The sequence below is a fragment of the Micromonospora sp. CNZ299 genome (assembly GCF_002754415.1).
Genome location: NZ_PEFG01000001.1, coordinates 1,687,142 through 1,712,867, shown reverse-complemented (window position 1 = coordinate 1,712,867; position 25,726 = coordinate 1,687,142). Strand labels below are relative to the sequence as shown.

The 25,726-nt window shown below is 71.1% G+C and carries 26 protein-coding genes and 1 riboswitch; of the genes, 12 read left to right on the top strand and 14 right to left on the bottom strand.

All coding sequences use genetic code 11. From position 1 onward, the window contains the following. Nucleotides 1-284 precede the first annotated feature (284 nt). Together CLT68_RS08200 and CLT68_RS08195 are read left to right on the top strand one after the other, a co-directional pair. Complete coding sequence (locus tag CLT68_RS08200; RefSeq protein WP_099849893.1) at nt 285-1,277, top strand: hypothetical protein; 993 nt, start codon at nt 285-287, stop codon at nt 1,275-1,277. Then, nucleotides 1,277-2,239 (top strand): serine hydrolase, encoded by a 963-nt coding sequence (locus tag CLT68_RS08195; RefSeq protein ID WP_088951112.1) that lies wholly within the window; start codon nt 1,277-1,279, stop codon nt 2,237-2,239. Before CLT68_RS08200 ends, CLT68_RS08195 begins: the two co-directional genes overlap by 1 nt. A 69-nt stretch (nt 2,240-2,308) precedes the next feature. On the opposite strand, the gene CLT68_RS08190 is transcribed toward CLT68_RS08195, so the two are convergent. From CLT68_RS08190 to CLT68_RS08180, 3 genes are all read right to left on the bottom strand, one after another. Beyond that, nucleotides 2,309-3,160 (bottom strand): menaquinone biosynthetic enzyme MqnA/MqnD family protein, encoded by an 852-nt coding sequence (locus tag CLT68_RS08190; protein WP_088951111.1) that lies wholly within the window; start codon nt 3,158-3,160, stop codon nt 2,309-2,311. Then, nucleotides 3,112-4,509, bottom strand: a complete 1,398-nt coding sequence (locus CLT68_RS08185) for an MFS transporter (RefSeq protein ID WP_099849891.1) — start codon at nt 4,507-4,509, stop codon at nt 3,112-3,114. The genes CLT68_RS08190 and CLT68_RS08185 overlap by 49 nt, the downstream gene beginning before the upstream one ends. Before the next feature lie 120 nt (nt 4,510-4,629). Continuing rightward, entirely contained in the window at nt 4,630-5,214 is a 585-nt protein-coding gene (locus CLT68_RS08180; protein ID WP_099849889.1) for an ArsR/SmtB family transcription factor, read from the bottom strand. Nucleotides 5,215-5,393: 179 nt separating this feature from the next. Between CLT68_RS08180 and CLT68_RS33710 the strand changes: the two genes are divergently transcribed. The 3 genes from CLT68_RS33710 (at nt 5,394) to CLT68_RS08160 (ending at nt 9,133) form a co-directional block, all read left to right on the top strand. Further along, on the top strand, nt 5,394-6,068 hold the full coding sequence (locus CLT68_RS33710; RefSeq protein ID WP_486482107.1) for a DUF222 domain-containing protein: 675 nt from the start codon (nt 5,394-5,396) through the stop codon (nt 6,066-6,068). Next, nucleotides 6,040-6,645: an HNH endonuclease signature motif containing protein gene (locus CLT68_RS33705; protein ID WP_486482417.1), complete on the top strand. Its 606-nt coding sequence runs from the start codon at nt 6,040-6,042 to the stop codon at nt 6,643-6,645. The genes CLT68_RS33710 and CLT68_RS33705 overlap by 29 nt, the downstream gene beginning before the upstream one ends. Before the next feature lie 307 nt (nt 6,646-6,952). Next, entirely contained in the window at nt 6,953-9,133 is a 2,181-nt protein-coding gene (locus CLT68_RS08160; protein ID WP_486482106.1) for a HelD family protein, read from the top strand. On the opposite strand, the gene CLT68_RS08155 is transcribed toward CLT68_RS08160, so the two are convergent. From CLT68_RS08155 to CLT68_RS08140, 4 genes are read right to left on the bottom strand one after another with little or no spacing between them, the layout of a single operon-like run. Then, nucleotides 9,122-9,733 (bottom strand): hypothetical protein, encoded by a 612-nt coding sequence (locus tag CLT68_RS08155; protein ID WP_088951106.1) that lies wholly within the window; start codon nt 9,731-9,733, stop codon nt 9,122-9,124. The two genes, CLT68_RS08160 and CLT68_RS08155, sit on opposite strands and share 12 nt — an antisense overlap. Next, the gene (locus tag CLT68_RS08150) at nt 9,730-10,077 is read right to left on the bottom strand and encodes a YbaB/EbfC family nucleoid-associated protein (RefSeq protein WP_099849887.1); all 348 of its coding nucleotides are present in this window, start codon (nt 10,075-10,077) and stop codon (nt 9,730-9,732) included. The genes CLT68_RS08155 and CLT68_RS08150 overlap by 4 nt, the downstream gene beginning before the upstream one ends. A 9-nt stretch (nt 10,078-10,086) precedes the next feature. Further along, nucleotides 10,087-11,013, bottom strand: a complete 927-nt coding sequence (locus CLT68_RS08145) for a WXG100 family type VII secretion target (RefSeq protein ID WP_099849885.1) — start codon at nt 11,011-11,013, stop codon at nt 10,087-10,089. Further along, complete coding sequence (locus CLT68_RS08140) at nt 11,010-11,405, bottom strand: WXG100 family type VII secretion target (RefSeq protein ID WP_143743148.1); 396 nt, start codon at nt 11,403-11,405, stop codon at nt 11,010-11,012. Before CLT68_RS08140 ends, CLT68_RS08145 begins: the two co-directional genes overlap by 4 nt. A gap of 134 nt (nt 11,406-11,539) precedes the next feature. Between CLT68_RS08140 and CLT68_RS08135 the strand changes: the two genes are divergently transcribed. From CLT68_RS08135 to CLT68_RS08115, 5 genes are all read left to right on the top strand, one after another. Continuing rightward, a complete protein-coding gene (locus CLT68_RS08135; RefSeq protein WP_099849883.1) occupies nt 11,540-12,166 on the top strand; it encodes a transporter in 627 nt (208 codons plus the stop codon). Nucleotides 12,167-12,174: 8 nt separating this feature from the next. Continuing rightward, a complete protein-coding gene (locus CLT68_RS08130; protein WP_099849881.1) occupies nt 12,175-12,486 on the top strand; it encodes a transcriptional regulator in 312 nt (103 codons plus the stop codon). After that, nucleotides 12,483-13,424 (top strand): ABC transporter ATP-binding protein, encoded by a 942-nt coding sequence (locus CLT68_RS08125; RefSeq protein ID WP_099849879.1) that lies wholly within the window; start codon nt 12,483-12,485, stop codon nt 13,422-13,424. The genes CLT68_RS08130 and CLT68_RS08125 overlap by 4 nt, the downstream gene beginning before the upstream one ends. Nucleotides 13,425-13,434: 10 nt before the next feature. Continuing rightward, nucleotides 13,435-14,172, top strand: a complete 738-nt coding sequence (locus tag CLT68_RS08120) for an ABC transporter permease (protein WP_088951100.1) — start codon at nt 13,435-13,437, stop codon at nt 14,170-14,172. A 94-nt stretch (nt 14,173-14,266) separates the two neighbouring features. Further along, nucleotides 14,267-15,031, top strand: a complete 765-nt coding sequence (locus tag CLT68_RS08115) for a VOC family protein (protein ID WP_099856912.1) — start codon at nt 14,267-14,269, stop codon at nt 15,029-15,031. On the opposite strand, the gene CLT68_RS08110 is transcribed toward CLT68_RS08115, so the two are convergent. The 4 genes from CLT68_RS08110 to CLT68_RS08095 form a co-directional block, all read right to left on the bottom strand. Beyond that, nucleotides 14,981-15,814, bottom strand: a complete 834-nt coding sequence (locus CLT68_RS08110; RefSeq protein WP_099849877.1) for an ABC transporter ATP-binding protein — start codon at nt 15,812-15,814, stop codon at nt 14,981-14,983. The genes CLT68_RS08115 and CLT68_RS08110 overlap by 51 nt on opposite strands. A 119-nt stretch (nt 15,815-15,933) precedes the next feature. Beyond that, on the bottom strand, nt 15,934-16,995 hold the full coding sequence (locus CLT68_RS08105) for a FecCD family ABC transporter permease (protein WP_172862255.1): 1,062 nt from the start codon (nt 16,993-16,995) through the stop codon (nt 15,934-15,936). Nucleotides 16,996-17,071: 76 nt separating this feature from the next. Next, complete coding sequence (locus CLT68_RS08100) at nt 17,072-18,001, bottom strand: ABC transporter substrate-binding protein (protein WP_099849873.1); 930 nt, start codon at nt 17,999-18,001, stop codon at nt 17,072-17,074. Between the two features lie 84 nt (nt 18,002-18,085). Next, a riboswitch (cobalamin riboswitch) is annotated at nt 18,086-18,208 on the bottom strand. Nucleotides 18,209-18,364: 156 nt separating this feature from the next. Beyond that, nucleotides 18,365-20,245, bottom strand: a complete 1,881-nt coding sequence (locus CLT68_RS08095) for a M14 family metallopeptidase (RefSeq protein ID WP_099849871.1) — start codon at nt 20,243-20,245, stop codon at nt 18,365-18,367. Between the two features lie 211 nt (nt 20,246-20,456). On the opposite strand from CLT68_RS08095, the gene CLT68_RS08090 reads away from it, so the two are divergent. Then, on the top strand, nt 20,457-21,794 hold the full coding sequence (locus tag CLT68_RS08090) for a C39 family peptidase (RefSeq protein ID WP_088951094.1): 1,338 nt from the start codon (nt 20,457-20,459) through the stop codon (nt 21,792-21,794). 102 nt (nt 21,795-21,896) lie between these two features. Here CLT68_RS08090 and CLT68_RS08085 read toward each other — a convergent pair whose 3' ends face one another. The 3 genes from CLT68_RS08085 to mqnE form a co-directional block, all read right to left on the bottom strand. After that, a complete protein-coding gene (locus CLT68_RS08085; RefSeq protein WP_099856910.1) occupies nt 21,897-22,193 on the bottom strand; it encodes a DUF4229 domain-containing protein in 297 nt (98 codons plus the stop codon). Between the two features lie 73 nt (nt 22,194-22,266). Continuing rightward, entirely contained in the window at nt 22,267-22,704 is a 438-nt protein-coding gene (locus CLT68_RS08080) for a hypothetical protein (protein ID WP_099849869.1), read from the bottom strand. Nucleotides 22,705-22,727: 23 nt separating this feature from the next. After that, nucleotides 22,728-23,897 (bottom strand): aminofutalosine synthase MqnE, encoded by a 1,170-nt coding sequence (gene mqnE, locus CLT68_RS08075; RefSeq protein ID WP_088951092.1) that lies wholly within the window; start codon nt 23,895-23,897, stop codon nt 22,728-22,730. Nucleotides 23,898-24,134: 237 nt separating this feature from the next. Between mqnE and CLT68_RS08070 the strand changes: the two genes are divergently transcribed. Then, the gene (locus tag CLT68_RS08070) at nt 24,135-25,688 is read left to right on the top strand and encodes a C40 family peptidase (protein WP_099849867.1); all 1,554 of its coding nucleotides are present in this window, start codon (nt 24,135-24,137) and stop codon (nt 25,686-25,688) included. The last annotated feature ends 38 nt before the right edge of the window (nt 25,689-25,726 follow it).

The window sequence follows — 25,726 nt, the reverse complement described above, 5'->3', positions numbered from 1 at the left end:
TGCGTCACCTGGATCGCCGGACGTCGCAGTGACTTGGGCCACGAAACAAAGGTGAATCCCCGCAAGAACCGCATACCGGTCCCATATCGCGTCTTTATGGCGGCGTGCCTGGTGTCGGACTCTGGCGGGTCCGGCAACCGGACGTAGACTTTCCGCCGTCACACCGATCGGCTTCAAACGATCGCCGTACGACAGAGGCCACCTCCCCCGGCCTTGGCGATCAGCCGGTTTGTCCGGACAACAAGCCGGTCCCCCCGGCCCTGACACCTGGAGCTCACCCACTCATGCGATCTCGCGTGACCATGGTGCTCGCCATCACGGCGGTCCTGCTCGGCGGCGTCCTACTGGTCCCCGCCGCGTACGCCCGCCTCTCCGACGGCGACAGCAGCGGAGGCGGAGGCGGCGGTGCCGCCTCGACCGTCGCCGCGCCCGCGCCCACCCCGCCGCCGCCGCCCACGTTGGCGGCCGGACCCGTGTCGGTGAGCTTCCAGGGTGAGTTCTTCTCGTGGGCGCTGCTGGACCGCCAGACGGGCACGATCTCCGGATCGCCGAACATGACCGCGACCAGCTCCACCGAGTCGATGATCAAGGCGTGGATCGTCTCCGACTATCTGCGGCAGCTCAAGAACAAGGAGCCGTCCGCAGCGATGAAGGAGATGGCTCGAGTCGCCATCGTCGACAGCAACGACGGGGCTGCCAACAAGGTGCACGCCGCTGCTGGCGGCTCGTACAAGCCCTCCAACAGCAGCACGCCCGACGCGGTGATCCAACGGGCGATCACGATCTGCGGGCTGACCGACACCAAGCGCGGCAACGTCAAGCCGTACACCGGTTACTGGAGCTTCACCCGGATGTCCCCTCGCGACGCGGTCCGGCTCGGTGACTGCATAGCCGACGGCAAGGCCGCCGGCCCCAAGTGGACCAAATGGGTGCTGGATCAGATGAGCAAGGTCACGGGCACCACCGCCAAGAAGGACCAGAGGGCCACCTCGGGCGGTGGACGCTGGGGGATCATCGATGGTCTGCCCAAATCGATCACCGCGCAGGGCCCGGTCAGCATCAAGAACGGCTGGACCCCGATCAACTACGACGGCAACTGGCACGTCAACTGCCTCGCCGTCAACGACAAGTGGAGTCTCGCGGTGATGCTGCGCTACCCGCAGAGGAGCGGTCTGGACTACGGCGCGAAGGTCTGTGCCAGCGTGGCCACCCAGCTGGTCACCCCGCAGCCGGGTGCCGCGCTCAAGGTGCCGCAGCAACCGGTCGGGAAACTCTGATGGCCGGCAACCGTCGGGCCGCCCGGCGCGAGGGCGCTGACGCGTCCCCCCTGCGGCTGGTCGCGATCGCGGTCATCCTGATCGGCCTGGTGCTGGTGTCGCTGCGGCTGCTGCCCGGGTCGCCGTTCGAGTCGTCCGCCGCCGCCAAGTGGGGCAACGCCGGCACGACGACCAGCGACCGGTCCACCGGCAAACCCACCGACCGCAGCGCCCGCCAGCCGGCCCCGCCGTCGCCAAGCCCCAGCCCCTCGCTGGCACCGCTGCCGTTCGCGGCCAAGGACCTCGACCTGGACATCGAGGGCTGGTATTCCTGGAGCGTGCTGGACCGTCGGACCGGGCAGATCATCGGCTCCAGGAACATGGGCGAGACCAGCACCACCGCCTCAATGATCAAGTCGTGGATCGTCGCCGACTACCTGCGTCGCGCAGCCGACGCCGGTCAGACCCCGAGCGACGCGAAGCTCGCCGACGCGACGCGGATCATCCGGGACAGCGACAACACCCGGGCCGAACAGTTCTACAACCAGGTCGGCCGGGACGCCTCGATCAAGCGGCTGATCTCGATGTGCAAGTTGACCGACAGCAGCGTCGCCCCCGACCGCGGTTGGAGCCGCACGGCTCTCTCCCCCCGGGACACCGCCCGCCTGGGCAACTGCATCGCCACCGGCACCGCTGCCGGGCCAAAGTGGACCAAGTGGCTGCTCAACGAGATGAAGCTCGTGCGCGGCGCCGGTGACTTCGGCATCCGCAAGGCCTTCCCGGCCGCCGAGCAGAAGCAGATCGCCATCAAGAACGGGTGGATCGACCGGACCAGGGAGCAGGAGATGCACATCAACTGCCTGGCCATCGGCGACACCTGGACGATGGGCGTGATGGTGAAGTACCCGATCAACAAGGGCTACGACTACGGCATGAAGAACTGCGAGAAGATCACCGAGGCGCTGCTCCGCCCCGGTGCCTGAGCCCCGCCGGCCCCGGCCGGCTGCTCAGCTGGCCCGCGCAGGCTGGCTGGCAGGGGCCGTGCCCGCCGCTCAGCCCGCGAAGAACTCCGGGCCGCCGTCCGGCAGAGCCGGGGCCTCGCCGATGGCGGTAGCCCGCCGGGCCCACTCGCGCAGCCCGGCGACCTGACGGTCGCCGAGGGAGAAGTCCAGGGTCCGGAAGTACGTGGCCAGCGTCTCCGCGTCGAACGTCTCCCACCGGGCCGCCGCCTCGGCGACCTGGTCCAACTCGGCCAGGCAGAGGTCCCGCGAGCGCAGGAACGCCTCGTGCACCTCCTTGACCATGCCCGGATGGGCGGCGGCGAAGTCGCGGCGGACCGCCCAGACGGCGAAGACCATCGGCAGGCCGGTCCACTCCCGCCACGCCTGCCCGAGATCGGTGACGGTCAGGCCCCGCTGGGGCGCTTCGTAGTACGCCCGCAGCGCCACGTCACCGATCAGCACCGCGGCGTCGGCCTCGAGCAGCATCTGGGTCAGGTCCGGCGGGCAACGGAAGTAGTCGGGCCGCACGTTGTACTGCTCGGTGAGCAGCAGTTGAGCCAGCATGACCCCGGTCCGCGACGTCGAGCCGAGCGCCACCCGGGCGCCGTCCAGCTCGGCGAGGGGTCGGGTGGAGACCATGTTGACCGAGAGCACCGGCCCGTCGCTGCCCACCGCCAGGTCCGGCAGGAGCAGAAGCTCGTCGGCGTGCTTCAGGTACTCCAACAGGGTGATCGGGCCGATGTCGAGGTCGCCGGCGACCAGTGCAGCGCTCAACCGGTCCGGTGAATCCTTGTGCAGGTCGACGTCGAGCAGGGCGCCGGAGCGCATCAGACCCCAGTAGATCGGCAGGCAGTTCAGGAACTGGATGTGCCCGACCCGCGGGCGTGCGATGCGCTCAGCCATGACCCGACCGTATCCCCGGCCTCCGGCTCCGGCTCGGCGGGCCGGCCCGAAGTGGCCAACCCCGCATCCGTGCCAGCGGCCTGGGGATGTCGGTGGGCCTCGTCCGGCACCGGCCGTCGTACCGCCCGGGCGACGACCGGCACGAACGCCAACACCACCACGAGTCCGGCCACGCCCGCTGCGGCGATCAGTGGTCGGGGCGGGACGACCGTGAGCAGCGCCCCGCCGATCAGATAGCCGGCCATCGAGCCACCCTGCACCGCAGCGCCGTAGCTGGCGTACGCCCGGCCGCGCATCGCCTCCGGCACCCGGCGGCTGGTGAGCAGGTTGGCGAAGACGTTCTCGCCGCCGTTCGCCGCGCCGGCCACCAGCCAGAGCGGCACGAGCAGGCCGGCCGTCGGCACCGTCGCGGCCAGCAGCACCAGCAGGCTGCACATGGCCAGCGTCACCAGCACCCCACGGATGAGCGCCCTGTCGTGGTCGAACCGGCGGGCCAGTCGGGCGGCAATCCAACTGCCGGGCAGCATGCCGGCCATCCATGCCGCTCCCACCAGGCCGTACGTGGTCGCCGAACCGTGCAGCGTCTCCCGGATGAAGAAGACCTCGATCACGTTGATGCCGCCGATCGCCGCGATCACCACCGCGGTGCTGGCCACCATGACCAGCATCAGCGGGTCGCGGCGCAGCCGCCAGCCCATCCCCGTACCGCTCGGGTCGGCCTGGTTCGCAGGGCTTCCCCCGCCGGCCGGCCCGGCCGCGGCGGTGGCGGGCCGTCGGCCGCCCCGCCGGGTCCGCAGCAGCAGGCCCGCGACCACCAGCGCCAGGTAGGTCACGGCATCGAGAAGCAGGGGTACGCGAGTGCCGAACTGCCCCACCAGCAGGCCGGCCAGCACCGGCCCGCCGAGCGCGCCGAGGGAGACGGCGTTCTGACTGATCGCGCTGGCACGGGGCAGGTCGGCCGGGCGGACCATCGCCGGCAGCAGCGCCGCCAGGCAGGGCTGGGTCACCGCGAGCCCGCAGGCGAGCAGGGCGACGAGGCCCACGACCAGGACCGGGTGCTCGGCGACGGCGAGCAGCGTGCAGATGACAGCCTGCGCCAGACCGACGGTGACCAGCAGTGTGCGGCTGTCCACCCGGTCGGCGAGCCGTCCGGTGAGCGGGGCGAGCACCACCAGGGGCAGGGTGGCCGCGAGCAGCAGCCCCGACACGGCAAGCCCTCCGGCGCCGGAGCCCTGGAGCGCCAGCGCGAGCGCGGTGGCGGCCAGAAAGTCGCCGCAGATCGTGGTGCCACGGGCGGTGGCGGCGAGCCAGACGTCCGGCCAGCGCGACGGCTCAGTTGTGAAGGACATACTTCGAAAATAATCCTTCACAACTGATCAGCACAACCCCCTGCCGCCGCCACGACGGCGAATGGCCGGTCGGCGATCAACCCGCGTGCGGCTCGGCGCACCGCGACCGCGACCATCCAGTCAGGCCAGCGGCACAGCCCGGTACTGCACGGCGACCGTGCGCGCCCCCGCCGGAGGATCGGCCTGGCGCAGGCGAGCCCGGTACGGCTGCAGCATGGTCAGCACCGCCTGGTTCACCTCGGCCAACTCCTCGGCGGTGAGCAGCAACAACGTGTCGTTGAAGAGCGCGGCGTCGTACCACTCGGCGGGCTCGTCCCCGGCGCGCCGCAGCCAGTCCCGGGTCCGCTCCATGGCCCGAACGGCATGCGCCTCCACCAGCGCCTGCTCGGCCGCGCGCGCCTCGGGCCCGGCATCGCGACCCGCCTCGACCCACACACTCACACTCGGCACTCGCCACAGCCGCTCGCGCGCGTCCCCGCGACTCGGCGCCTGCTCGACCAGGCCGAACTTCGCCAGCGCGCGCAGGTGGTAACTGGTCGCGCTCGGCGACAGCCCGACGATCTCCGCGCACTCGGTGGCGGTCCCACCGCTCTCCCGGCTACTCAGGTATTCCATGATCGCGATCCGGGCCGGATGAGCCATCGCCCGCATCACCTGCGGGTCACTGATCGTCATCCGACGCGAATCGGGGCTGGCCTCGGTCATGAGCCCATGATCCCGGGCGGTTCCCCGACCCGCCATCACCCCCGCTCTCCCCGACCACGCCTGCCACTTCGGTGACCGACTCAGCTCGGGTCAGCGAGCCGGCAATGTCGGGTGGATTGGGGTTTCCGCGTCGATCAACACGGACCGAAAGTGTCGTACACCTGTTCTAGTCTCTGTCTATGTTGAGGGCGTTGGCGCAGGCGGGCGGTGCCGTCGACGACTGTGCCGGCACCTCGCTGTGGGCGCTCTCCGACGACGACCTGCTCGCGTGTCTCGACGCGACCCACGTGCTGGCGCAGCGGTTGGCTGCCGTCCAGCTCGGCCTGGTGCGCGAGGTCGACTCTCGCGGCCTCGCGGTCGCCCAGGGTGCCTCGTCCACGTCCGTCTGGCTGCGGGAACGGCTGAGGCTCTCCAGTCGCTCCGCCCGCCAGTTGGTCCAGCCCGCCGCCACCGTCGACGCCGCACCGCAGGCGGTGCGTGACGCACCGCTCAGCGGCGCGATGACCGTCGAGCAGGGTCGGGTGGTGGCAGAGACGATCGCGGCCCTGCCGCCCGAGGCCGGCCCTGACGTGGCGGACAAAGCCACTCAACTGCTGGTCACCTGGGCCGACCGCTTCGATCCGACCATCCTCAGCCGGCTCGGGGAACGCGTCCTCACGCACGTCGCACCGGATCTGGCCGACCAGGTCGAGCTGGCCGCCCTCGAAAAAGCCACCGAGCGGGCCGTGGCCCGTCGGCACGTCACGCTCTCCGAGCAGCAGGACGGGCAGGTACGCCTCAGCGGCAACCTCGACACCGAAACCGCGAGCCTGCTACCGGGAGGCGATCGACAGGCTCTGCGCCCCGGCCGGTGAGCACGACGACCGCAGTCCTGGTCAGCGCCGAGCGGACGCGCTGGGCGAGGTCTGTCGTTTGGCGCTGCGCACCGGCCAGCTGCCCGACAACGGCGGCGACCGGCCGCAGCTCGTCGTGACCGTGTCGCTGGACGAGCTGGTCAACGGCGTACGCGCCGGCACCCTGGAAACCGGGCCACCCCTCACGCCGGGCGCGATCCGCCGTCTCGCCTGCGATGCGGGTGTGCTGCCGGCGGTGCTGGGCGGCGACAGTCAGGTTCTGGACGTCGGGCGCCAGCGCCGGCTCTTCAACGGCCCGCTGCGCCGAGCACTCGTGCTGCGCGACGGCGGTTGCGCCTTTCCTGGTTGTGATCGGCCATCCCGATGGTGCGACGGTCACCACGTTCGGCACTGGGCAGACGGCGGAGCCACCGCGCTGGGCAATGCCGTGCTGCTCTGCGGCCACCACCACCGGCTCATCCACCGCGGCGACTGGCTGGTCCGCATCGCGCCCGACAGCCGGCCGGAATTCCTCCCGCCCAGCTGGCTCGACCCGCTACGCGCACCACGACGCAACCTCTACCACCGGCGCTGCTGACACCCGGCAGACGTGCCGTCGCCACCCGAGACAGGGATCAACCACCCGGGCCGACCGCTGACGTCGGGGCAGCGTGTTGCCACCCGACGACACGCCCACTTTCGTGCGCCGCGCCCGACGACACGCCCTCTCGTACGGATGGTCGCGTGGGTAATTCGGTGGAACGGACAGGCTGGGGAGCGTAGGGTTGCAGCCCGCTTGACGGCCGAGGTGATCTGCACCGGAACGGACGTCTTCGCGCCGGGCGGCCGGCCATCCGCCCCCGGACACGCGAGCGCGCAGCAGATGTGAACGATGGGACGTCAGCATGCCCGCACTTGACCTCGACACCCACCTCGACACGGATCTGGCCGCCGAACGCACGCACCTCGCAAACTCACGGGCAGCGCTACGCCGGATGCGGGAGCGGGCCGAAGCCCTCTTCTCGACCGGCGACCAGGTTGCCGGCGACGCCTACGCGGCCGAGACGCTGGGTCGCACCCTGGCCCGCCGGGTGGCCGAGCTGGCGGACGACCCGACCACGCCGCTCTTCTTCGGTCGCCTCGACTTCACCGGAACCACGGACCACGAAACCACCGACAACGCGACCGCGGCCAGCAAGGCCACCAGCAGCGGATCTACCGACGGCCGCCCGGCGCAGGGCGGCAGCGGCAGCGGCAGCGGCAGCGGCAGCGGCAGCGGCAGCGGCAGCGGTGATCATGAAGGCCGGCGGTACCACGTGGGGCGGCGGCACGTCACTGACGAGCTTGGCGAGCCGTTGGTGCTGGACTGGCGGGCACCGGTCTCCCGGTCGTTCTACCGGGCCAGCGCGCGGGATCCGCAGGGGGTGGCCGTCCGGCGGCGGTTCGGGTTCAGCAACGGCGTGCTGACCAGCTTCGAGGATGAGCGGTTGGATCGGGGCGAGGAACTCGGTACGAGCAGCCGGATCCTCACCTCCGAGATCGAACGACCGCGCGTCGGGCCGATGCGGGACATCGTCGCGACCATTCAGCCGGAGCAGGACGAGCTGGTCCGGGCCGACCTGGCCGACTCGATCTGTGTGCAGGGAGCACCGGGGACCGGCAAGACGGCTGTCGGCCTGCACCGGGCCGCGTACCTGCTGTACCTGCATCGGGAGCGTCTGCGACGGGCCGGTGTGCTGATCGTCGGACCCAACCGGGCGTTCCTGTCGTACATCGCGGCGGTGCTTCCGGCGCTCGGCGAGGTCGAGGTCGAGCAGGCCACGGTGGAGGAGTTGATCTCCAGGGTGCCGGTTCGGGCGGTCGAGGCGCCCACGGTCGCCACGCTCAAGCACGACGTACGCATGGCGAGCGTGCTGCAACGCGCGGTGCAGGCACAGATCGACGCGCCCACCGAGTCGATCACCGTGTCGGACGGTTCGTTCCGGTGGCGGATCGGGCTGGAGCCGTTGCACCGGATCGTCGAGGAGACCCGTCGGGAAGGTCTGCCGTACGGCACCGGCCGGGAGCGTGTCCGGGCGCGGGTGGTGAGCCTGCTTCAACGGCAGGCCGAGGCCCGCCGGGCCGAGTCGCCCGGTGATGCCTGGCTGCGTCGGATGAGCCGCTGCCGCCCGGTGGTCGACTTCCTGGACGCGGTCTGGCCGGCACTCACCCCGGAAGGGCTGGTGCACAGCCTGCTCTCCGACCCGGATCGGCTGGCCGCGGCGGCGGACGGCCTGCTCAGCGACGCGGAGCAGGCGTTGCTCGTCTGGGCGAAGCCGGCTCGCACCCCCAAGGCGACCCGCTGGACCGCCGCCGACGCGGTGCTGATCGACGAGGCGACCGGGCTGCTGGAACGACCCTCCGGGTTCGGGCACGTGGTGGTGGACGAGGCGCAGGACCTCTCCCCGATGCAGTGTCGGGCCATCGCCCGGCGCAGCGAGCACGGCTCGATCACCCTCCTCGGTGATCTGGCCCAGGGCACCGCGCCGTGGGCGGCCACGGACTGGAAGGAGTCCCTCGCCCACCTGGGCAAGCCGGACGCCGTGGTGGTCCCGCTGACGATCGGTTTCCGGGTGCCCGCCGCGGTGGTCGCGTTCGCGAACCTGCTCCTACCGGCGCTCGCGGTGGACGTACCGCTGGCCGAGTCGCTGCGGCACGACGGCGGCCTGGACGTGCGTACGGTGACCGACCTGACCTCGGCGACGGTGGCGGAGGTGCGCTCGGCGCTCGCGCACGACGGCTCGGTCGGTGTGATCGCCGCGGACGACGCGGTCGACGGGTTGCGCGCCGCACTGGCCGACGCCGGTGTCGCGACCGCGACCGCCGACGACGTGGCGGCCGCGGAGCGGGTCACCCTGGTGCCCGCGACACTGGTCAAGGGCCTGGAGTACGACCATGTGGTGGTGGTCGAGCCGGCCGCGATCGTCGCGGCCGAACCGCGCGGGCTGCACCGGTTGTACGTGGTGCTCACCCGAGCGGTGTCCCGGCTGGCGGTGCTGCACCAGGAGCCGCTGCCCGCGCCGCTCGTCGGCGGGTCAGCCGGCTGACAGGGCCGCCGCGATCTCCCGCAGGGGGCGGCCGGAGTCAGCCAGTGGCACGTGGAACGACAACCACGACCCGTCGGCAAAGTCGATCCGCAGCCGCTTCCAGTTCAACCGGTACCGGCCGACCCGGGCGGTCACGGCCGTGCGCGGCACCGACCCGAGCAGCTCGATGTCGGCCTGCGCCCGTTCGTCCGCCGCTGAGCTGGAGAGCAACCCGACCGGTGCTGTCGCGCCGACCAGCAACCGCTGGTCGGTGACCCCCAGCACGATGTCGCGGACGCCGGAACCCTTCGCCGTCACGGTCAGGGCGTGGTGCAGCAGGGAAGCCTGCGAACCTGGTTCGCCTCGACCTCCGACGCCGAAGAAGAGCCAGTCGACGGCGTCGTCCGCCCGACCGAAGGTGATGTTCGGCGACAGCACGTTGAGCAGGGCACCCAGGAAGCCCGGCCCACCCGGGGCGGGTGGCGCCGACGGCTGCGGGGGCGCCGCCGGGGTCAGCCCTCCCCCCGCTCGGACCCGGGCCACCGCACGCACCTGCTCTCCGGCCGCTAGCAGCCGGGTGATTCCCTCGACGTACCGCGCCTGACTGCCGTCGACCGTCATCGGCGCTCCTCGTGGTCGCCGGGCCGGCGCGGGCCGGCACCTGGCTCGCCGATGACCTCACCGACCAACTCCCGGACCTGGGCCGCAGCGGCCTCCTGCGCCCGGTTGGCGGCTGCGGTGAACTCCTCGGCCAGGCTGTAGGAGTCCAGTCGCATCGCCCGCGCGTTCAGCTCCGCAGAAACGATCTTCCCGTCGGCGGCGGCGGTGACGCGCACCAGGCCGGAGTCGCTCACCCCCTCGGCGCTGGTCTGCTCCAGCTCCGCCATCCGGTCGGCGAGCTGCCGCTGCCAACCGTCCAGGTTGCGGGCCAGCGCCTCGATGCGGTCCAGGGCGGGGAAGGTCATGGCTGCCTCTCAGTTCACGATGGAGTCGAAGACATTCTGCACACTCTTGGTGTATGGGCCCAGGTCATCGCTGTACGTGCCGTCCACGAGGTAATTGCGGTCCTTCTGCCCGTCGGAGATGTCGTGCAGGCCCATACCGGTGTCCAGCAGTGCGCCGCCGAAGCCGGGGATGTTGACCGGCGAGACCTGGTTGATGACGAACTTGCCGGGAAAGAGGGTCTTGAACTTCTCGATCTGGAAGGCACGCCCCTCCGGCGTCCAGCCACCCTTGGTAAGCAGCTTGTACTGCTTTTTCCGCTTCTTGAGCTCCATGACGGTGTTGGCGTACTCGCGCAGTTGCCCGGCGACTTTGCCCAACCGATTGGCGAGGCGGGTGAGCACTTCGGCGAACCGGGCGACGATCTTGACCATCCGACCCACGGTGGTGGCCAGCCGGGCCAGCACCCGGACCACAGTGGCGGCCAGCGAGACGCCGGCGCTCAACGCCGCGGCCACCGCCGCGATGATCACCTCGGTGAGGAACCAGAGCAGGAACTCGAGGATCAGCTCGACCAGCAGGTTGAACGCGTCGACCGCCGCGTTGGCCGCCTCGACCAGCACGTCCTTGGTGCCGTCGAGCCCTCGGGCCAGCTCCTCGATCGCCTTTTCCACCGACTCCATCGAGGCATGGAAGCTCTCTGCGGCGTCGCCCTTCCAGTTGCCGCGCAAGCGGGCCCGGTCGGCGATCTGGTCGCCTGCGATCTCCCGGACCGCCGCGCCGGTGTCCAGGCAGACCTGCGCCGCCCGCATCAGGTCGTCCGGTTCACCGGCGACCAGTTCCAGCAGTTGCTCGAACGGCCAGAGCACCGCGTTGGAGAGCGGCTTGAAGGGCTCCGGAGTGCCCGACACGATCTGCTCGAAGTAGGTCTTGTTGCGGTGCAACGCCTCCGTGCTCACGCGGGCACCGGCCCGCTCGGAGCGCCGGTGCCACCCGACCAGGGGCCGGGAGCGATGAGGTCGGGAGCTGGCGGGCGGCCGGGCACGAACATGTCGGTGTTGGCCACGTCGGTGCCGGTGTAGGCACCGGCGGTGTCGCTGACCCCCTCCGCGATGTCCGCCATCATTTCGGCGCCGTCGGCGAGCCCCTGGAGGCACGCCTCGAACTGCTCGGCGTACGCGGCGGCGAGGCCGAACGACGCCGGCATCACACCGAACGCGTGCCGGGGCACGTGCCCGTCGCCAAATGAACGGTGCAGCTCGCGGAAGCGCGCCGCCCGGTCGTTGGACGTCTTGGCGAACGCCGCCAGCGCCTCCGGCTGGACCTCCAGGTCTCTGCTCGGGCTCGACACTGACCCTCCCCTGTGTCCTGTGCGACCGGTCAGCCGCCACGGTTCCCCACCATAAGCACTGCCCGCCGCAATCGGTGGCCCGCCCGCGACCTCGGGGTCACCATGCCTCGACTTTGTCCCGTAAAGTAGTTTGCGTGGACCTAGACGATGACCTTCCACCCGCCGACGCGGCAGCGGCGCTCCGGCTGATCCAGGACCAGCGGTCCGCGACGGCACGGCGTCTCGACCCCGACGCCCGCCTGGTCTACTGGCCCTGGGGAGTCGCCTGGCTGGTCGGCTTCGGGCTGTTCTTCCTGCGGTTCTCCCCCGACGGCCGGGAGCTGCTCCGGCTGCCGAGCTGGCTGCCGCTGACTGTTCTCTTCGCGCTGCTCGTGGCAGCCGGAGTGATCCAGGCAGTGGTCAGCACACGGGCCTACGGCCAGGTGATCGGTGACTCCGCCCAGCGTGGGCGTTGGTATGGGTGCACGTGGGCCCTCGGCTCCGTGAGCATCTACGCGGGGCTCGGCCGGATCTCCGAGTACCTACCGGACGATCTGGCGGGCCTGGTCTGGTCGGCGACCGCCGTCGGGCTGACCGGCGCGCTGCACATGGCCGGTGGAGCGATCTGGTTGGATCGGGACCTTTTCCGGCTGGGCGTCTGGATCAGCGTGATCAATCTGGCCGGTGTGATCGCCGGGCCCGGCTGGCACGCGCTGGTCATTGCGGTGGCCGGCGGCGGCGGGATCCTGGTCGCTGGCGCGATCGCCCGACGGCGACAGTGACACCGCCGATGCGCGAACTGGACCCGGTCATCCACGCGCAGGCTCGGCTCCGGGTGGTCGCCAGCCTCTCCGCTCTCGGCGACGGCGACCTGATCGCCTTCCCCCGGTTGCAGGAACTGCTCGCGATGACCGCCGGCAACCTCTCCGTGCACCTGCGCAAGCTCGAGGAGGCCGGCTACGTGGAGATCAGCAAGACCCACCGTGGACGCACCCCGGCAACCCTGGTCCGGCTCAGCCGGCGGGGCCGGCTGGCGTTCGAGGAGTACACCGAAGCCATCCGCACCCTGCTCGATCCCACCCCGTCGAAGGAGCAGTCATGACCCTCGCCCGCGCCGACCAGGCCAGTCGCCGGTACGGCGACGTCCTCGCCCTCGACCGTGTGGACCTGGAAGTCCGGGCCGGTGAGCTGGTCGGCCTGCTCGGCCCGAACGGCGCCGGCAAGAGCACACTGATGAACCTGCTGGTCGGCCTGCGCCGGCCCAGCTCGGGACGGGTCGAGCTGTTCGGCGGCGACCCCCGCGACCCGGCGAACCGGCGGCAGATCGGGGTCACCCCGCAGGAGACCGGCCTGCCGGGCACACTGCGCGTCGGTGAGGTCGTCGACTTCGTCTCCGCGCACTACCCGGACCCGGTGCCCTGCGGTGAGTTGCTCGACCAGTTCGGCCTGGGCGACCTCGCCCGACGGCAGACCGGAGGCCTCTCCGGTGGGCAGCGTCGCCGGTTGGCGGTGGCGTTGGCATTCGTCGGCCGACCCCGGCTGGTGCTGCTCGACGAACCGACCACCGGTCTGGACGTCGCCGCCCGGCACACCCTGTGGGAGGCGATCCGCGCGTTCCACGCCGACGGCGGCACCGTGCTGTTGAGCAGCCACTATCTGGAGGAGGTGGAGGCGCTGGCGCACCGGGTGGTGGTGATCGGGCAGGGCCGGGTGCTCGCCGACGACACGGTGGACGCCGTGCGCGGCATCGTCGGCGTACGCCGGGTCAGCCTCGTCGCCGACCAACTGCCCGACCTGCCCGGCGTCGTCCGCATCGAACGGGTCGACGGCCGGCTGCACCTGCTCACCACCGACGCCGACGAACTGGTCCGAGCGCTGGTCACGGCCGGAACGGCCTTCACCGACCTGGAGGTACGACCGACCTCGCTGGAGGAGGCGTTCCTCGCCATCACCAGCGGAGACGCGCCCGCCGGGGACCAGCCGGCCACCGAAGGCCGAGCCACCACCGCCGCTGCTGGCGGCCAACCCACCACAGTCTGAGGAGGCCACCGTGCAGCTCGCCCTGGTTCACGCTCGCTACCAACTCCTGGAGATCATCCGGATTCCGGTGGCCGTCGTCGGCAGCGCCTTCTTTCCGGCCGCCGCCATGATCTTCTTCGTGGTGCCGTTCGCTGGTGACGACGCGGCCGGTGCCACCTTCGCCACCGCCTCGATGGTCACCTTCTCGGTGATGAGCGCCAACATCTTCCAGTACGGCGTCGGCGTCGCCGAGGACCGCGACCAGCCCTGGAACCCGTACACCCGGACCTTGCCGGCCGGGCCCGCACCCAGGTTCGCGGGCCGGGTGCTGGCCGGCCTGGCGCTCACGTACCTCTCGCTGATCCCGGTCGTGGTGATCGGCGCGACGCTGACCGCGGCCCAGATCACCCCCGCGGCCCTACTGCTGACCATCGGCACCGTGGCCGTCATCTCGGTGCCGTTCACGCTGATGGGCCTCGCGATCGGCTACTCGCTGCCCAGCAAGGCGGCGATCGTCGTGGCGCAGGTCGTCTTCCTGCCACTCGCGTTCGGCGGCGGCCTGCTCTCCGCGCCGGGTGAGGCACCCGGGTTCATCGAGACGATCGCGCCGTACCTGCCCACCCGGGGCGCGGCCGAGCTGATGTGGTCGGCGGTCGGCGAATACCGCGTCGAGCCGCTGGCGATGATCATGCTCGGCGTCTGGGTGGTGCTGCTCGCGGCCCTCGCCGGTTGGGCGTACCGACGGGACGAGGGTCGCCGGTTCAGCTGACGATTCGTCCGTTTCCGCCCCGGGCCGCCGCGGGACGGTGCCAGGATTCCGGCAGGGGGTCGCCGTGACCGCCCGGGCCGAGAGGGGTCTTGACGTGAGCACCGTCCCGCCGGGTACGCCCTGCTGGGCCGACCTGGCCACCCCGGACCTGACCGAGGCGCGGCGCTTCTACCCGGAGTTGTTCGGCTGGACCGGCCGGGTGACACCGGAGCCCGAGGCGGGCGGCTACACGGTCTTCCTGCTCGACGGCAGGCCGGTGGCCGGGGCCGGACCACCGGCGATCCCGGAGCAGGTGCCGATCTGGTCGACGTACCTGGCCACCGACGACGCGGAACTGGTCGCCGGCCGGGTCGAGCGGGCCGGCGGCCAGGTCGTCGTGCCGCCGTTCGAGGTCTTCGACCGGGGCTGGATGGCGGTCTTCGCCGACCCGGCCGGCGCCACGTTCAGCGTCTGGCAGCCACTGGCCATGGCCGGGGCCGAAGTGTTCAACGTGCCGGGCGCGATGAGCTGGAACGAACTGGTCACCCCCGACCCCGAGGGCGCGAAGGTCTTCTACGAGCTGGTGTTCGGCTGGCAGCCGGACGACCAGGCGGTGGGTCCCATGACGTACACCGGCTGGCGGCTCGGGACGCAGATCGTCGCCGGGATGATGCCGCCGCTGGCCGACGACTTCCCGGCCGACCTGCCCGCGTACTGGACGGTGTACTTCGCGGTGACCGACGCGGACGCCGCCGCGGCCCGCGCCGCCGAGCTGGGCGGAACGATCCTGGTCCCGCCCCGGGACATCCCGGCGGGCCGGTTCGCAGCCCTACGCGACCCCCAGGGCGCCCTCTTCTCCGTCATCGACCTCGGCCCCTGACCCGGAACGTGCGCGGGGGCGGACCGGGACCACCAGTGGGCCGTGGGTGCCGGGGACGACCCGGACGCTGGCCCGGTAGTGGGTCGCCAGCAGGTGCTCGGTCAGCACCTCGGACGGGGTTCCGGCGGCCACCACCTGACCGCTGGCGAGCATCACCATCCGGTCGGCGTACTCGCCGGCCAGGGAGAGGTCGTGCATCGTGGCGAGGACGGTCAGGCCGTGCTCGCGGCGCAACTGGTCGACCAGTTCCAGCACCTCCTGCTGGTGCCCGATGTCCAGTGCGCTGGTCGGCTCGTCGAGCAGCAGCAGCGTCGCGCCCTGGGCGAGCGCCCGGGCGAGGAACACCCGCTGCCGTTCGCCTCCGGAGAGGGTGGCCAGCTCACGGCGGTGGAAGCCGGTGAGGTCCAACCGGCCGAGCACCTCGTGCACGGCGTCGAGGTCGGCGGTCGACTCCCGGCCCAGCGTGGGGATGTACGGGGTGCGGCCGAGCAGCACGTAGTCCAGCACCGACATGCCGGGCGGCACCACCGGCGACTGTGCCACGGTGGCCACCACCCGGGCGCGGTCCCGGCGGCGCAGCGCGGTGCTCGCCGTACCGAACAGGGTGATCGCCCCCGGCGCGGGCAGCAGGCCGCCGACGGCGCGCAACAGGGTGGACTTGCCGGCGCCGTTCGGGCCGATCACCGTGACCCACTCGCCGACGGCGACGGTGAGGTCGACGCCGGTCAGGATCGGTGTGCCGCCAAGGTCGACGTGCAGCCCGCGCACCTCGACGGCCGGCACACCGCCGTCACCACCCCCGGACGAAAGACCCCCGGACGAAAGACCCCCGGACGAAGGACCGCCGGACGGAAGGCTGCCAGGCGGGCGACCGCCAGGCGGGCCGGCGGTGGGATCGCGGCTCACGTGAGCACCCGTCGGGCGGTCCGCAGCACGATCACGAAGAACGGGCCGCCCAGCAGGGCGGTCACCACCCCGATCGGCACCTCGGACGGAGCGGCGACAGTGCGGGCCACCACGTCGGTCAGTGCCAGGAACGCACCGCCGAACAGCAGTGACAGCGGCAGGATCGCCCGGTAGCTCGACCCGGCGAGCAGCCGGACGGTGTGCGGCACGATGATGCCGACGAAGCCGATCAGGCCGGTCGCGGAGACCGCCGCAGCGGTGCCCAGGGAGGCTGCGGCGATCAACAGGTAGCGGGTGCGCTGCGGGTGCAGGCCCAGACTCCTCGCCTCGTCGTCACCGACCGCGAGGACGTCCAGCTCGCGGCGGTGCAGCAGCACCACCACAGTGGTCAGAGCGGCGTACGGCAGCACCAGCAGCACGTCGTGCCAGCCGGCGGTGGCCAGCCGGCCGAGCAGCCAGGAGTAGACCGGTTGGATGCTGTCGGAGTGTCGTTGCAGCAGGTAGGTCTGCCCGGCGGAGAGGAACGCGGAGACCGCCACTCCGGCCAGGATCAGCATCGCCGGTGAGCCGCCGCGCCCGCCGGCCGCGCCGAGCACGTAGGTCATCGTGACGGCGAGCAGTGACCCGGCGAAGGCTGCCAACGGGATGGTCATCGGCAGCCCGGAGATAGCGCCTTGCCGCCCGGCGCCGCCGAGGGCGATCGCCGCGGTGACCGCGAGGCCTGCGCCGGCGGCCACGCCCAGGAGGTACGGGTCGGCGAGCGGGTTGCGGAAGACGCCCTGGTAGCAGCCGCCGGCGAGGGCGAGCAGCCCGCCGACCAGGAGGCCCAGCACCACCCGGGGCAACCGCAGCTCGGTGACGATCGCGATCTCCCGCTCGGAGAGACCGCTGTCGAGGTGCACCCCCGGGATCAGGTTGAGCAGCTCGGCCGCGACGCTGCCTGCGGGCAGGCTGACCGGGCCGAGCGACACCCCGGCGACGAGCGCGACGAGCACCGCGAACACCCCGGCGACCAGCCACCGCTTGCGCAGCCCGGCGGGCCGGGCCCTTGACGGCAGCCCGGCGGGGCGCGGTGCGGACGGCGGTCCGGCGGACCGGGCCGCGGGAAGCGGCCCGGTCACCGACGGACGACGGTCACGCGGGCACCTTGGCGACCGCGTCGATGATGACCCGGAGCAGGTCCACGACCCGCGGCCCCCAGCGGGAGGCGACGTCGTCGTCCAGTGCGACCACCTGATTGTTCTTCACCGCGGTGAGCCCGGACCAGCCGCTGCGCGCCTTGACCGAGTCGGCGTTCTGCTGGCAGCACTTGGAGTCGGCCAGGAAGACGAAGTCCGGGTTGGCCTTGACGATGAACTCCTGGGACAGCTGCGGGTAGCCGGCGCTCTTACCGTCCGCGTCGGCGGGGTCGGCGATGTTGGTCAGACCGATCTGGCTGTAGAGCGTGCCGATGAAGGTCTTGCTGGTCGCGCTGTACAGCTCGGGGCCCAGCTCGTGGTAGTAGGTGAGCTTCTCTGCGCGCTGCGGCACGTCCTTGACCAGCTTGGCGATGTCGTCCTTCATCCGGCTGGCGACGTCGGTGGCCTGGTCGGCGTGCCCGGTCAGCGTGCCCAGCTCGGTGATCTGGCGGTACGTGTCGTCGAGCGTGGTGGCCGCCGGGGTCTGGTACACCGGGATCTTCAGCTTGCCGAGCTGCTCGACGATCTTGTTGCGGTCGTCGGAGAGCACCACCAGGTCGGGGTTCTTGCCGGCGATCGCCTCGGCGTTCGGCTGGAAGGCGGAGATGTCGCTCTTGGGCGCGTCGGCCGGGTAGTTGGACTGGTCGTCGACGGCGGTCACCTGCGGGCCGGCACCGATCGCGAAGAGCATCTCGGTGGCGGTCGGCGACAGCGCGACGATCTTCTCGGGGCGCTTGTCGAGGGTGAGCGTGCCGACCGTGACCGGGTACGCGGCGGCCGCGGTGCCGGTGGTCGGCTTGTCGTCGGCCTTCTCGGCGCAGGCGCCGAGGGCCAGCGCGGCGACCGCGAGGGTCGCGGCGAAGAGCCGAGGGGTACGTCTGAACATGGGGCCTCCTGTCGGTCGAGGAGTGTGGTGCTTCGCCGACAGGACTTTCGTACGCCCGCCCACGAGGCGCCCTTCCTCGAGAGCGCGTTTCGCGACCGATCCGCAGGCGACCTGGCTCGTCCCCACCGTCGGGTGGGGCATCACAGTTGCGGGACAGCGCCGGGTTTCGCACCGGCTTCGCTGCGGACTGGTCGGTAAGACGGTAGCGCACCGCCGGGACGTGCCGGATCGATCACGCGCCGATCGCCGCGAGTCGATCCCCCGGAACCGTCACACGGTGACCGTCGGAGGGCGTATGTCCGAGTTGGTGGTGTTCGGAAGAGGGTGGTGGGGCCCCGCGGGGCGGAGCGGGGCCCCACCTGATCAGGAGGACGTGATGGTGACGTTGTCCACAGCCGCCTCTACCAGGCTGGCGCCGGAGGCGTCCGCCGCCTCAACGAGGATGCGGACCGACTGCCCGGCGTACGGGGTGAGGTTGAGGTTGGCCACCGCCCAACTCCCGTTGCGGTTGGTCGCCGCGCCGGCCTGGGTGAGCAGCGCGGTGGTGCCGCCGTTGTGCACCACGCTCACCCGCAGGTAGTCCGCCGACGAGGCGTTCGAGCCGTGCGCCAGATACCAGGCCAGCGAGAGGGTCAGCGTGCCGGACGACGGCAGGGTCACCGCCGGGGACCGGGCACTGGTCACGCCGCCGTCGACGTCGTAGTCACCGGCTGCCGAGCCGGCGAGCCGGCCGGTCACCAGGTCGTTGGATCCGGCGTACGGGGTGAGCTGCTTGGCGCCGGAGGACGTGGTCGCCTGGGCGGCGCCCCGCTCGAACGCGCCGAGGGTGGCGGTGTCGGTGCCGGACGGGTTGATGGTCCAGCCGGTGGCGGTCTCGAACGTGTCCGACCAGACCGTGGTGCCGCCACCGCCGCTGCCGCAGTACTGCGCCTGCTTGCCGATGGCCCGGTACGGGCAGTCGGCGTACTCGCTGAGCAGCAGCACCGCCTCCCGGTTGCGCGAGGTCTGCGCTGGAATGACCTCGTCGGGCGGGTAGAAGCCGCCGCCGGAGGAGGAGCCCGGGTACATCTCGAAGGTGTACGCCCAGATGTTGTGGGTGGCCCACATCCAGTCGATGCTGTCCCCGTCGGTGATGTAGAGGTCGCTGGACTGTTCCGGGGTGTAGTTGTTGGTGGCCGCCATCTGCTGGCCGATGGTGGCGAAGGTGTTGTACTGGTCCGCGTTCATGCCCGTCGCCGTGTTCGCAGTGGTGTAGCCGTAGGGCCAGAGCACCAGCTGCGAGTACGTGTGGAAGTCGATGTTGGCCTTGATCTGCTGCACGCCACCGACCACCCGACCGTTGACGAAGTTGCGCAGCGCCTGCGTCTCGGGTGCGGAGAACGCCGACGGCCCCCGGTAGGTCTCCGAGGAGGTGGTGCCGGACGAGCCGCCGCAGCAACCCCAGTTGTAGGACCAGTTGCGGTTCAGGTCGGTGCCGACGTTGGACGAACCACTGTTGGGCTGCCGGTTCTTGCGCCAGGACCGGTACGACCCGGTGGCGATGTCGTACTCGCTGCCGTCCGGGTTGACCGTCGGCACGATCCAGATCTCCCGGCCGTTGACGATGTTGGTGATCCGGGAGTCGGAGCCGTAGCTGTCGGTGAACAGGTTGAGCAGGTAGATCGCCATCTCGACGGTCAGGTGCTCACGGGCGTGCTGTTGGGAGTTGAACAGGATCTCGGGCTCGTTCTCGTCGGTGCCGACGTTGTCGGAGATCTTCACCGCCATGAGGTCGCGGCCCTCGTACGACGAACCGATGCTGATCTTGCGGGCGATCGCCGGATGGTCGGCGACGACCTGGTTCACGACGGCGGTCAGTTCCGCGTAGTCGTGGTAGTTGGAGTCGGCGGGCGGGAAGGCCATCGTGCCGATCTCGCCGGCGCCGCGCTCGGCGTTGGGCGGCGGGGCCAGCGGTTCCAGCCGGAAGCCGAGCTTGCCGATCTCTGCGGCCTCACCCGCGGTCGCCGAGATGTGCAGGACTCCGTGTTCGGAGTAGTCGATGGCGGCTCCGGTGCGGGCCACCGCGTTGCGGTCGGCGAGGGTCCGGGGGCCGAGCACCCGGTAGCTGGCGGCGGCCGGCTCGGTGGACCGGTCCGGTGCGGGTCGGGCGGCGACCGGACCGGCGGCGACGGTCACGATGCCCAGCCCGGTGACGACGGCGAGCACCAGGACGCGGCGGAGAGGGATGGGCGTGCGGAGGGCCATCAACTACCTCCTTGATGGGCGGGAGATCCCGCTCGGTGAAGCACACTTCACCACCTGTCACATGGTCATATCAATATCCTTCGCTGCCTTGTCCATCCCGAGCCGATCATCCCGGCGGCAATGATTTTCCACTCGGGAACATCTGGCGAAACTTCCCTCCAAGCGGGAAACTGACCAGCGACGATGCCCCTCTCGACACCGCGGAGCACCCATGGCCAGATCCCGCCTGCACGCGGCCGCCCTCGCCGGCGTCACCGCGCTCACCCTGCTCGCCACCAGCGCGCCAGCGACGGCGGCCCGCCCGCCCGCCGCCACCCACGACGAGCAGATCACCTTCCAGGACTGGTCCGGGCCCGCCGACTGGCACCGGGGCAGCCGGTCCGGCACCCGCGTGGTGCCCGGCGCCCGAGCGGGCCTCACCCTGGCCCGTCCGGCCGGCACCACCGAGTATGCCGACCCGCACACCGGCACCACCCGCACCTGGGAGTACGGCACCTGGACCTCACCGGTGACCCGGGTCGGGTTCGACGCCAGCGAGCTGATCGCCTCCTGGAACGCGGAAACCCCCGCCGGCACCTGGATCCAGGTGGAGATGCAGGGCAGCTACACCAGCGGCGACCAGACCCCGTGGTACGTCATGGGTCGCTGGGCCTCCGGCGACACCGACATCAAGCGGACCAGCGTCAACCGGCAGGGTGACCCCTGGTCGACGATCTGGACCGACACCTTCAGCATCGACGACGCCACCGCCGGGGTGCTGCTGCGGTCGTACCAGCTGCGGCTGACCCTCTACCGGGCACCCGGGCAGACCGCCGCACCGGTGGTGCGGATGCTCGGCGCGATGAGTTCCACAGTGCCGGACCGGTTCACCGTGACCCCGAGCGCCGGGCACATCGCCTGGGGCGTCGAGCTGCCGGTGCCGCGCTACTCGCAGAACGTGCACTCCGGGCACTACCCCGAGTACGACGGCGGCGGCGAGGCCTGGTGCTCACCCACCTCCACCGAGATGGTGGTCGAGTACTGGGGTCGCAAGCCATCGGAGGCCGACACCTCCTGGGTGGACCCGACCTACCCCGACCCGACGGTCAACCACGCGGCCCGGATGACCTACGACTACGCGTACGACGGCGCCGGCAACTGGCCGTTCAACACCGCGTACGCGGCCAGCTTCCCGGGCCTGGAGGGTCGGGTGACCCGACTGCACTCGCTGGACGAGCTGGAGCGTTTCATCGCCGCCGGCATCCCCGTCGTGACCAGCCAGTCCTTCCTCGCCAGTGAGCTGGACGGGGCGAACTACGGCACCTCCGGGCACCTGTTCGTGGTGGTCGGCTTCACCGCCGACGGCGACGTGATCGTCAACGACCCCGCCTCATCCAGCAACGACGTGGTGCGCAACGTCTACAAGCGCGCGCAGTTCGAGCAGATCTGGCTGCGGACCAAGCGCACCAACGCCAGCGGCGGCGTCTCCGGCGGCTCCGGCGGCATCGCGTACCTGATCAAGCCCACCTCGAAGCCCTGGCCCAAGGTCCCCGGCTCCACCAACTGGTAACCCACCCCACCACCCCACCCAACTCACCCAGGGCCAGGGGCGCGCCGTTGATCATGAAGTTATTGCTCCGACACGCCGAGCGATCGGGCAATAACTTCATGGTCAACGCGGAGCGTCCGGGCCTTCGGCCGGGCGGGTGGGGTTGGGGTTCGGGTTGTCTTCGCCGGCCAGGGCGGTGCGGAGGCGCTCCTTCTCGGTGCGCCTGCGCTCGGCGGCGGTGCCCATCTCCTCGGCCATCTCGTCCCGCCAACCGCGCAGCAGGAAGAAGGAGAGCGCGGCGGAGAAGGCCAGCGCCAACATCAGCTTCAGGAACACGTTCATGTCGATCAGCCAGAGGCCCGCCAGCACGGCGACGAACAGCCCGATCCGGCCCAGCGTGTACTTGAGCGCGGCGCTCACCCGTACCACTCCGTTCTCTCCGTCGCCCGCCGATGTCGGCGGGAGGGTCGATCCGCCCGGCGGGCGGTCGCGGTCAGCCGGTTCGGCGGGCCAGCCAGCGGACGCCCGGGAACCAGAGGGCCGCGTACGCCACGGTGAACGCCGCCGCCGCCAACGCGCCGGAGAGCAACGGTGGCAACCCGGAGCCCAGACCGGCGATCAGCAGCCCGACGAACACCCCGACGGCGGCGGCGACCAGCGCCGCCACCACCCGGGCCGCGCCGAACTCCCAGGCCCGGAAGTCGTCCCAGAACAGCCACGCCGGCAGGATCACCGCCAGCCAGCCGTTGGTGTGCCCGAAATCACCGGCGCCGATCAAGGCGAACGCCCAGTCGAACAACACCAACGCAAGCACGCCGATGACCAGGCCGGCCAGGCACACCCCGAGCAGATCGCCGAGGGTACGGATGCGCCCCTCGGCGTCCCGGCGGGGAAACCCACTCTGCTGCTCAGGTTCGCGTTGCTCGGTCATCGACTGCGAGGGTACGTGGTGGCTCAGGCCCAGACCTGTTGCGGCTCGGCGCGCCGCTCGGCCAGCGACGGGGCCTTGTCGTACTCCCGGACCACGTTGTAGCGGGTGTCCCGCTCGACCGGCTGGAACCCGGCGTCCCAGATCAGGTGCAGCAGGTCCTCGCGGTGCATCGTGTTCGGGGTGCCGTACGAGTCGGCATCGTGCGTGATCTTGTATTCGACGACGGAGCCGTCCAGGTCGTCCACGCCGAAGTTCAGCGAGAGTTGGGCCACCGACAGCCCGTGCATCACCCAGAAGTTCTTGACGTGCGGCACGTTGTCGAAGAGCAGCCGGGAGACCGCGAACGTCTTCAGCGACTCGGCCGGCGAGGCCATCGTGGTGCGCGCCTGGATCCGGTTACGGATCTTGCCGTCCGCCGAGTCCACGAAGTCGTGCTGGTAGCGCAGCGGAATGAAGACCGCGAAGCCCCCGGTCTCGTCCTGAAGCTCACGCAGCCGCAGCACGTGGTCCACCCGGTGCCGGGGCTCCTCGATGTGGCCGTACAACATCGTCGCCGGGGTCTTCATGCCCTTGCGGTGCGCCAGGGCGTGGATGCGCGACCAGTCTTCCCAGTGGCAGGCGTGGTCGACGATGTGCTGCCGGACCTCCCAGTCGAAGATCTCCGCGCCACCGCCGGTCAGCGACTCCAGGCCGGCGTCCATCAGCTCGTCGAGGATCTCGTCGGCGCTCAGACCGCTGATCTTCTCGAACCACTGCACCTCGGTCGCCGTGAAGCACTTGAGCTTGACGTTCGGCAGCGCCGCCTTCAGCTCGCGCAACACCTTGGGGTAGTAGCGCCAGGGCAGGGTCGGGTGCAGGCCGTTGACGATGTGCAGCTCGGTGAGCTGCTCATCCTCCATCTCCTTGGCCTTGCGGACCGCCTCGTCGATGCGCATCGTGTATGCGTCCTTCTCGCCCGGCTTGCGCTGGAACGAGCAGTACGCACAGGACGCCGAGCAGACGTTGGTCAGGTTGAGGTGCCGGTTGACGTTGAACATCACCCGGTCACCGTTGAGCTCGGTGCGCTTGTGGTGCGCCAACCGGCCCAGCCACGTCAGGTCGTCGCTGTCGTAGAGGGCGACCCCGTCCTCCCGGGTCAGCCGCTCACCGGCGTACACCTTCGCTTCGAGCTCACGCTTGAGTCCGGCGTCCATGGCACGTCCCTTCCACCTGCGGTCCTCGTCGAGCGTACGTCGGGACGCCGACAGCCACGGCGGCACGGTCGCCGGCAGCGATCCACTTCACCAGACTCTCAGCCTCCTGTAACCCGGAGATGCATCGACATCACTGCCGTCGTGCGGTAAGACAGAACGGGGCGGAACCACACACTGGTACCGTCCCGACCGCCGCGCCCACCAAGCGCGGTGACGGACTGCGGGACGGGGAGCGGAATGGTCGACAGCGGGCGCGGGCGACGGCAGCGACGACGGAGCCCGGTGATCTCGCCGGTGCTGCGTCCGAAGCTCTGGGCCGCCCTGCTCGGCGCGATCGCCGCGGCCGTGCTGTCCACCCCCGCGTACGCCGAGCCCGGATTGCCGACCACCGTGCCGGACACCGGTTCCCGCCCCGCGGTGACCGGTGCGCTTCAACTGCCCGGTGGCGCTCCCGTCGCCGGTGTCCCGGTCCCGCCGGTGGTCAACGTGGGCACGGGTCCGCTGGCCGCCGCCATCTCCGCCGGCGAGGCCCAGGTCGGCGCGCTCGGCGAGACGCTGTTGCTGACCAAGCAGAAACGCGTCGACGCCAAGGCGCAGCTCGACGCGGCCGGCAAGACACTGGCAACCGCGCAGGACGCCCTGCTCCGGGCCCAGCAGGCGGCCGACGCGGCCGCCGCCGACGCCGTAAAGGCAGCTGCCGCGCTGCCGGACAGCGACCTCGCCCAGGACATCCGCGAGCTGAACCGCCTCCAGCAGATCACCCGGGGCCAGAAGGTCGACGGCGGCACCACCGGCGTGGCCGGGGAGCTGTCCCGGGCCCGCAGCAACGAGCAGCTCGCCTACCAGGCGCACGCCGCCGCCAAGGCCCGCGTCGACTCCGTCGAGGCGGAGTTCACCGCCGGCGAGGCGTCGCTCCGCACGGCCGAGGCGAGCCTGCTCAAGTTGCGCCGCGACAACGCGACCCAGCTGATCGAGATCGAGCGTCAGCAGGAGGCCGCCGAGCAGCAGATCGGCGCCGGCTACGTCTCCAACCAGAACATCAGCGGCATGGCCGCCCACCCGCGGGCACTTGCCGCGGTCCGGTACGCGCTCGCCCAGCTCGGCGACCCGTACAAGTGGTCCGAGGAGGGGCCGAACCAGTTCGACTGCTCGGGTCTGATGTGGGCGGCGTACCGGTCTCCCGGCGCCGACTACTTCGACCTGCCCCGGGTCTCCCGCGACCAGTACGCCGCCACCCGGGCCCGGACGGTGCCGCAGAGCGCGCTGCTCCCCGGCGACCTGCTCTTCTTCGCCTCCGGCAGCAGTTGGACGACGATCCACCACGTCGGCATGTACATCGGCAACGGCAAGATGGTGCAGGCGCCCACCACCGGCGACGTCGTCAAGATCTCGGTCGTCAGCTGGTCCCGCCTGTACGCGGCGACCCGGGTCATCGGCGCGGTGCCGGGACCGATCGTGTCGATCCCGACCCCGCCGGTCACGACACCCAGCAAGCCGCCCGTGAAGCCGACGCCCACCCCGACGAAGTCGGCCACCCCGACCCCGACGAAGTCGGCCACCCCGACGCCGACGGGTTCGGCCACGCCGAAGCCGACCGGCAGCGCGACGCCGACGCCCACGCCGACCGGGACCACCTCGCCGAGCTCGCCAGCCACCCCGAGCAACACGCCGACGACCCTGCCCCCGCCACCGACCAACGCCCCGAGCAGCTCATCACCGGCGACCCCGAAGGCCACCACGAGCGCGTCGGGCGGCGACAGCCCGTCGGGCAGCCCCAGCACCGCTGGTTGATCCGCCACGACCGGCTCCGGCTGTCCGGTCGGGGCGAT

Excerpts from the sequence above, each read along its gene's own strand:
- CLT68_RS08200 (WP_099849893.1), top strand. The coding sequence starts at position 285 with ATGCGATCTCGCGTGACCATGGTGCTCGCCATCACGGCGGTCCTGCTC.
- CLT68_RS08195 (WP_088951112.1), top strand. The coding sequence starts at position 1,277 with ATGGCCGGCAACCGTCGGGCCGCCCGGCGCGAGGGCGCTGACGCGTCC.
- CLT68_RS08190 (WP_088951111.1), bottom strand. The coding sequence starts at position 3,160 with ATGGCTGAGCGCATCGCACGCCCGCGGGTCGGGCACATCCAGTTCCTG.
- CLT68_RS08185 (WP_099849891.1), bottom strand. The coding sequence starts at position 4,509 with ATGTCCTTCACAACTGAGCCGTCGCGCTGGCCGGACGTCTGGCTCGCC.
- CLT68_RS08180 (WP_099849889.1), bottom strand. The coding sequence starts at position 5,214 with ATGACCGAGGCCAGCCCCGATTCGCGTCGGATGACGATCAGTGACCCG.
- CLT68_RS33710 (WP_486482107.1), top strand. The coding sequence starts at position 5,394 with ATGTTGAGGGCGTTGGCGCAGGCGGGCGGTGCCGTCGACGACTGTGCC.
- CLT68_RS08160 (WP_486482106.1), top strand. The coding sequence starts at position 6,953 with ATGCCCGCACTTGACCTCGACACCCACCTCGACACGGATCTGGCCGCC.
- CLT68_RS08155 (WP_088951106.1), bottom strand. The coding sequence starts at position 9,733 with ATGACGGTCGACGGCAGTCAGGCGCGGTACGTCGAGGGAATCACCCGG.
- CLT68_RS08150 (WP_099849887.1), bottom strand. The coding sequence starts at position 10,077 with ATGACCTTCCCCGCCCTGGACCGCATCGAGGCGCTGGCCCGCAACCTG.
- CLT68_RS08130 (WP_099849881.1), top strand. The coding sequence starts at position 12,175 with ATGCGCGAACTGGACCCGGTCATCCACGCGCAGGCTCGGCTCCGGGTG.
- CLT68_RS08125 (WP_099849879.1), top strand. The coding sequence starts at position 12,483 with ATGACCCTCGCCCGCGCCGACCAGGCCAGTCGCCGGTACGGCGACGTC.
- CLT68_RS08100 (WP_099849873.1), bottom strand. The coding sequence starts at position 18,001 with ATGTTCAGACGTACCCCTCGGCTCTTCGCCGCGACCCTCGCGGTCGCC.
- CLT68_RS08095 (WP_099849871.1), bottom strand. The coding sequence starts at position 20,245 with ATGGCCCTCCGCACGCCCATCCCTCTCCGCCGCGTCCTGGTGCTCGCC.
- CLT68_RS08090 (WP_088951094.1), top strand. The coding sequence starts at position 20,457 with ATGGCCAGATCCCGCCTGCACGCGGCCGCCCTCGCCGGCGTCACCGCG.
- CLT68_RS08080 (WP_099849869.1), bottom strand. The coding sequence starts at position 22,704 with ATGACCGAGCAACGCGAACCTGAGCAGCAGAGTGGGTTTCCCCGCCGG.
- mqnE (WP_088951092.1), bottom strand. The coding sequence starts at position 23,897 with ATGGACGCCGGACTCAAGCGTGAGCTCGAAGCGAAGGTGTACGCCGGT.
- CLT68_RS08070 (WP_099849867.1), top strand. The coding sequence starts at position 24,135 with ATGGTCGACAGCGGGCGCGGGCGACGGCAGCGACGACGGAGCCCGGTG.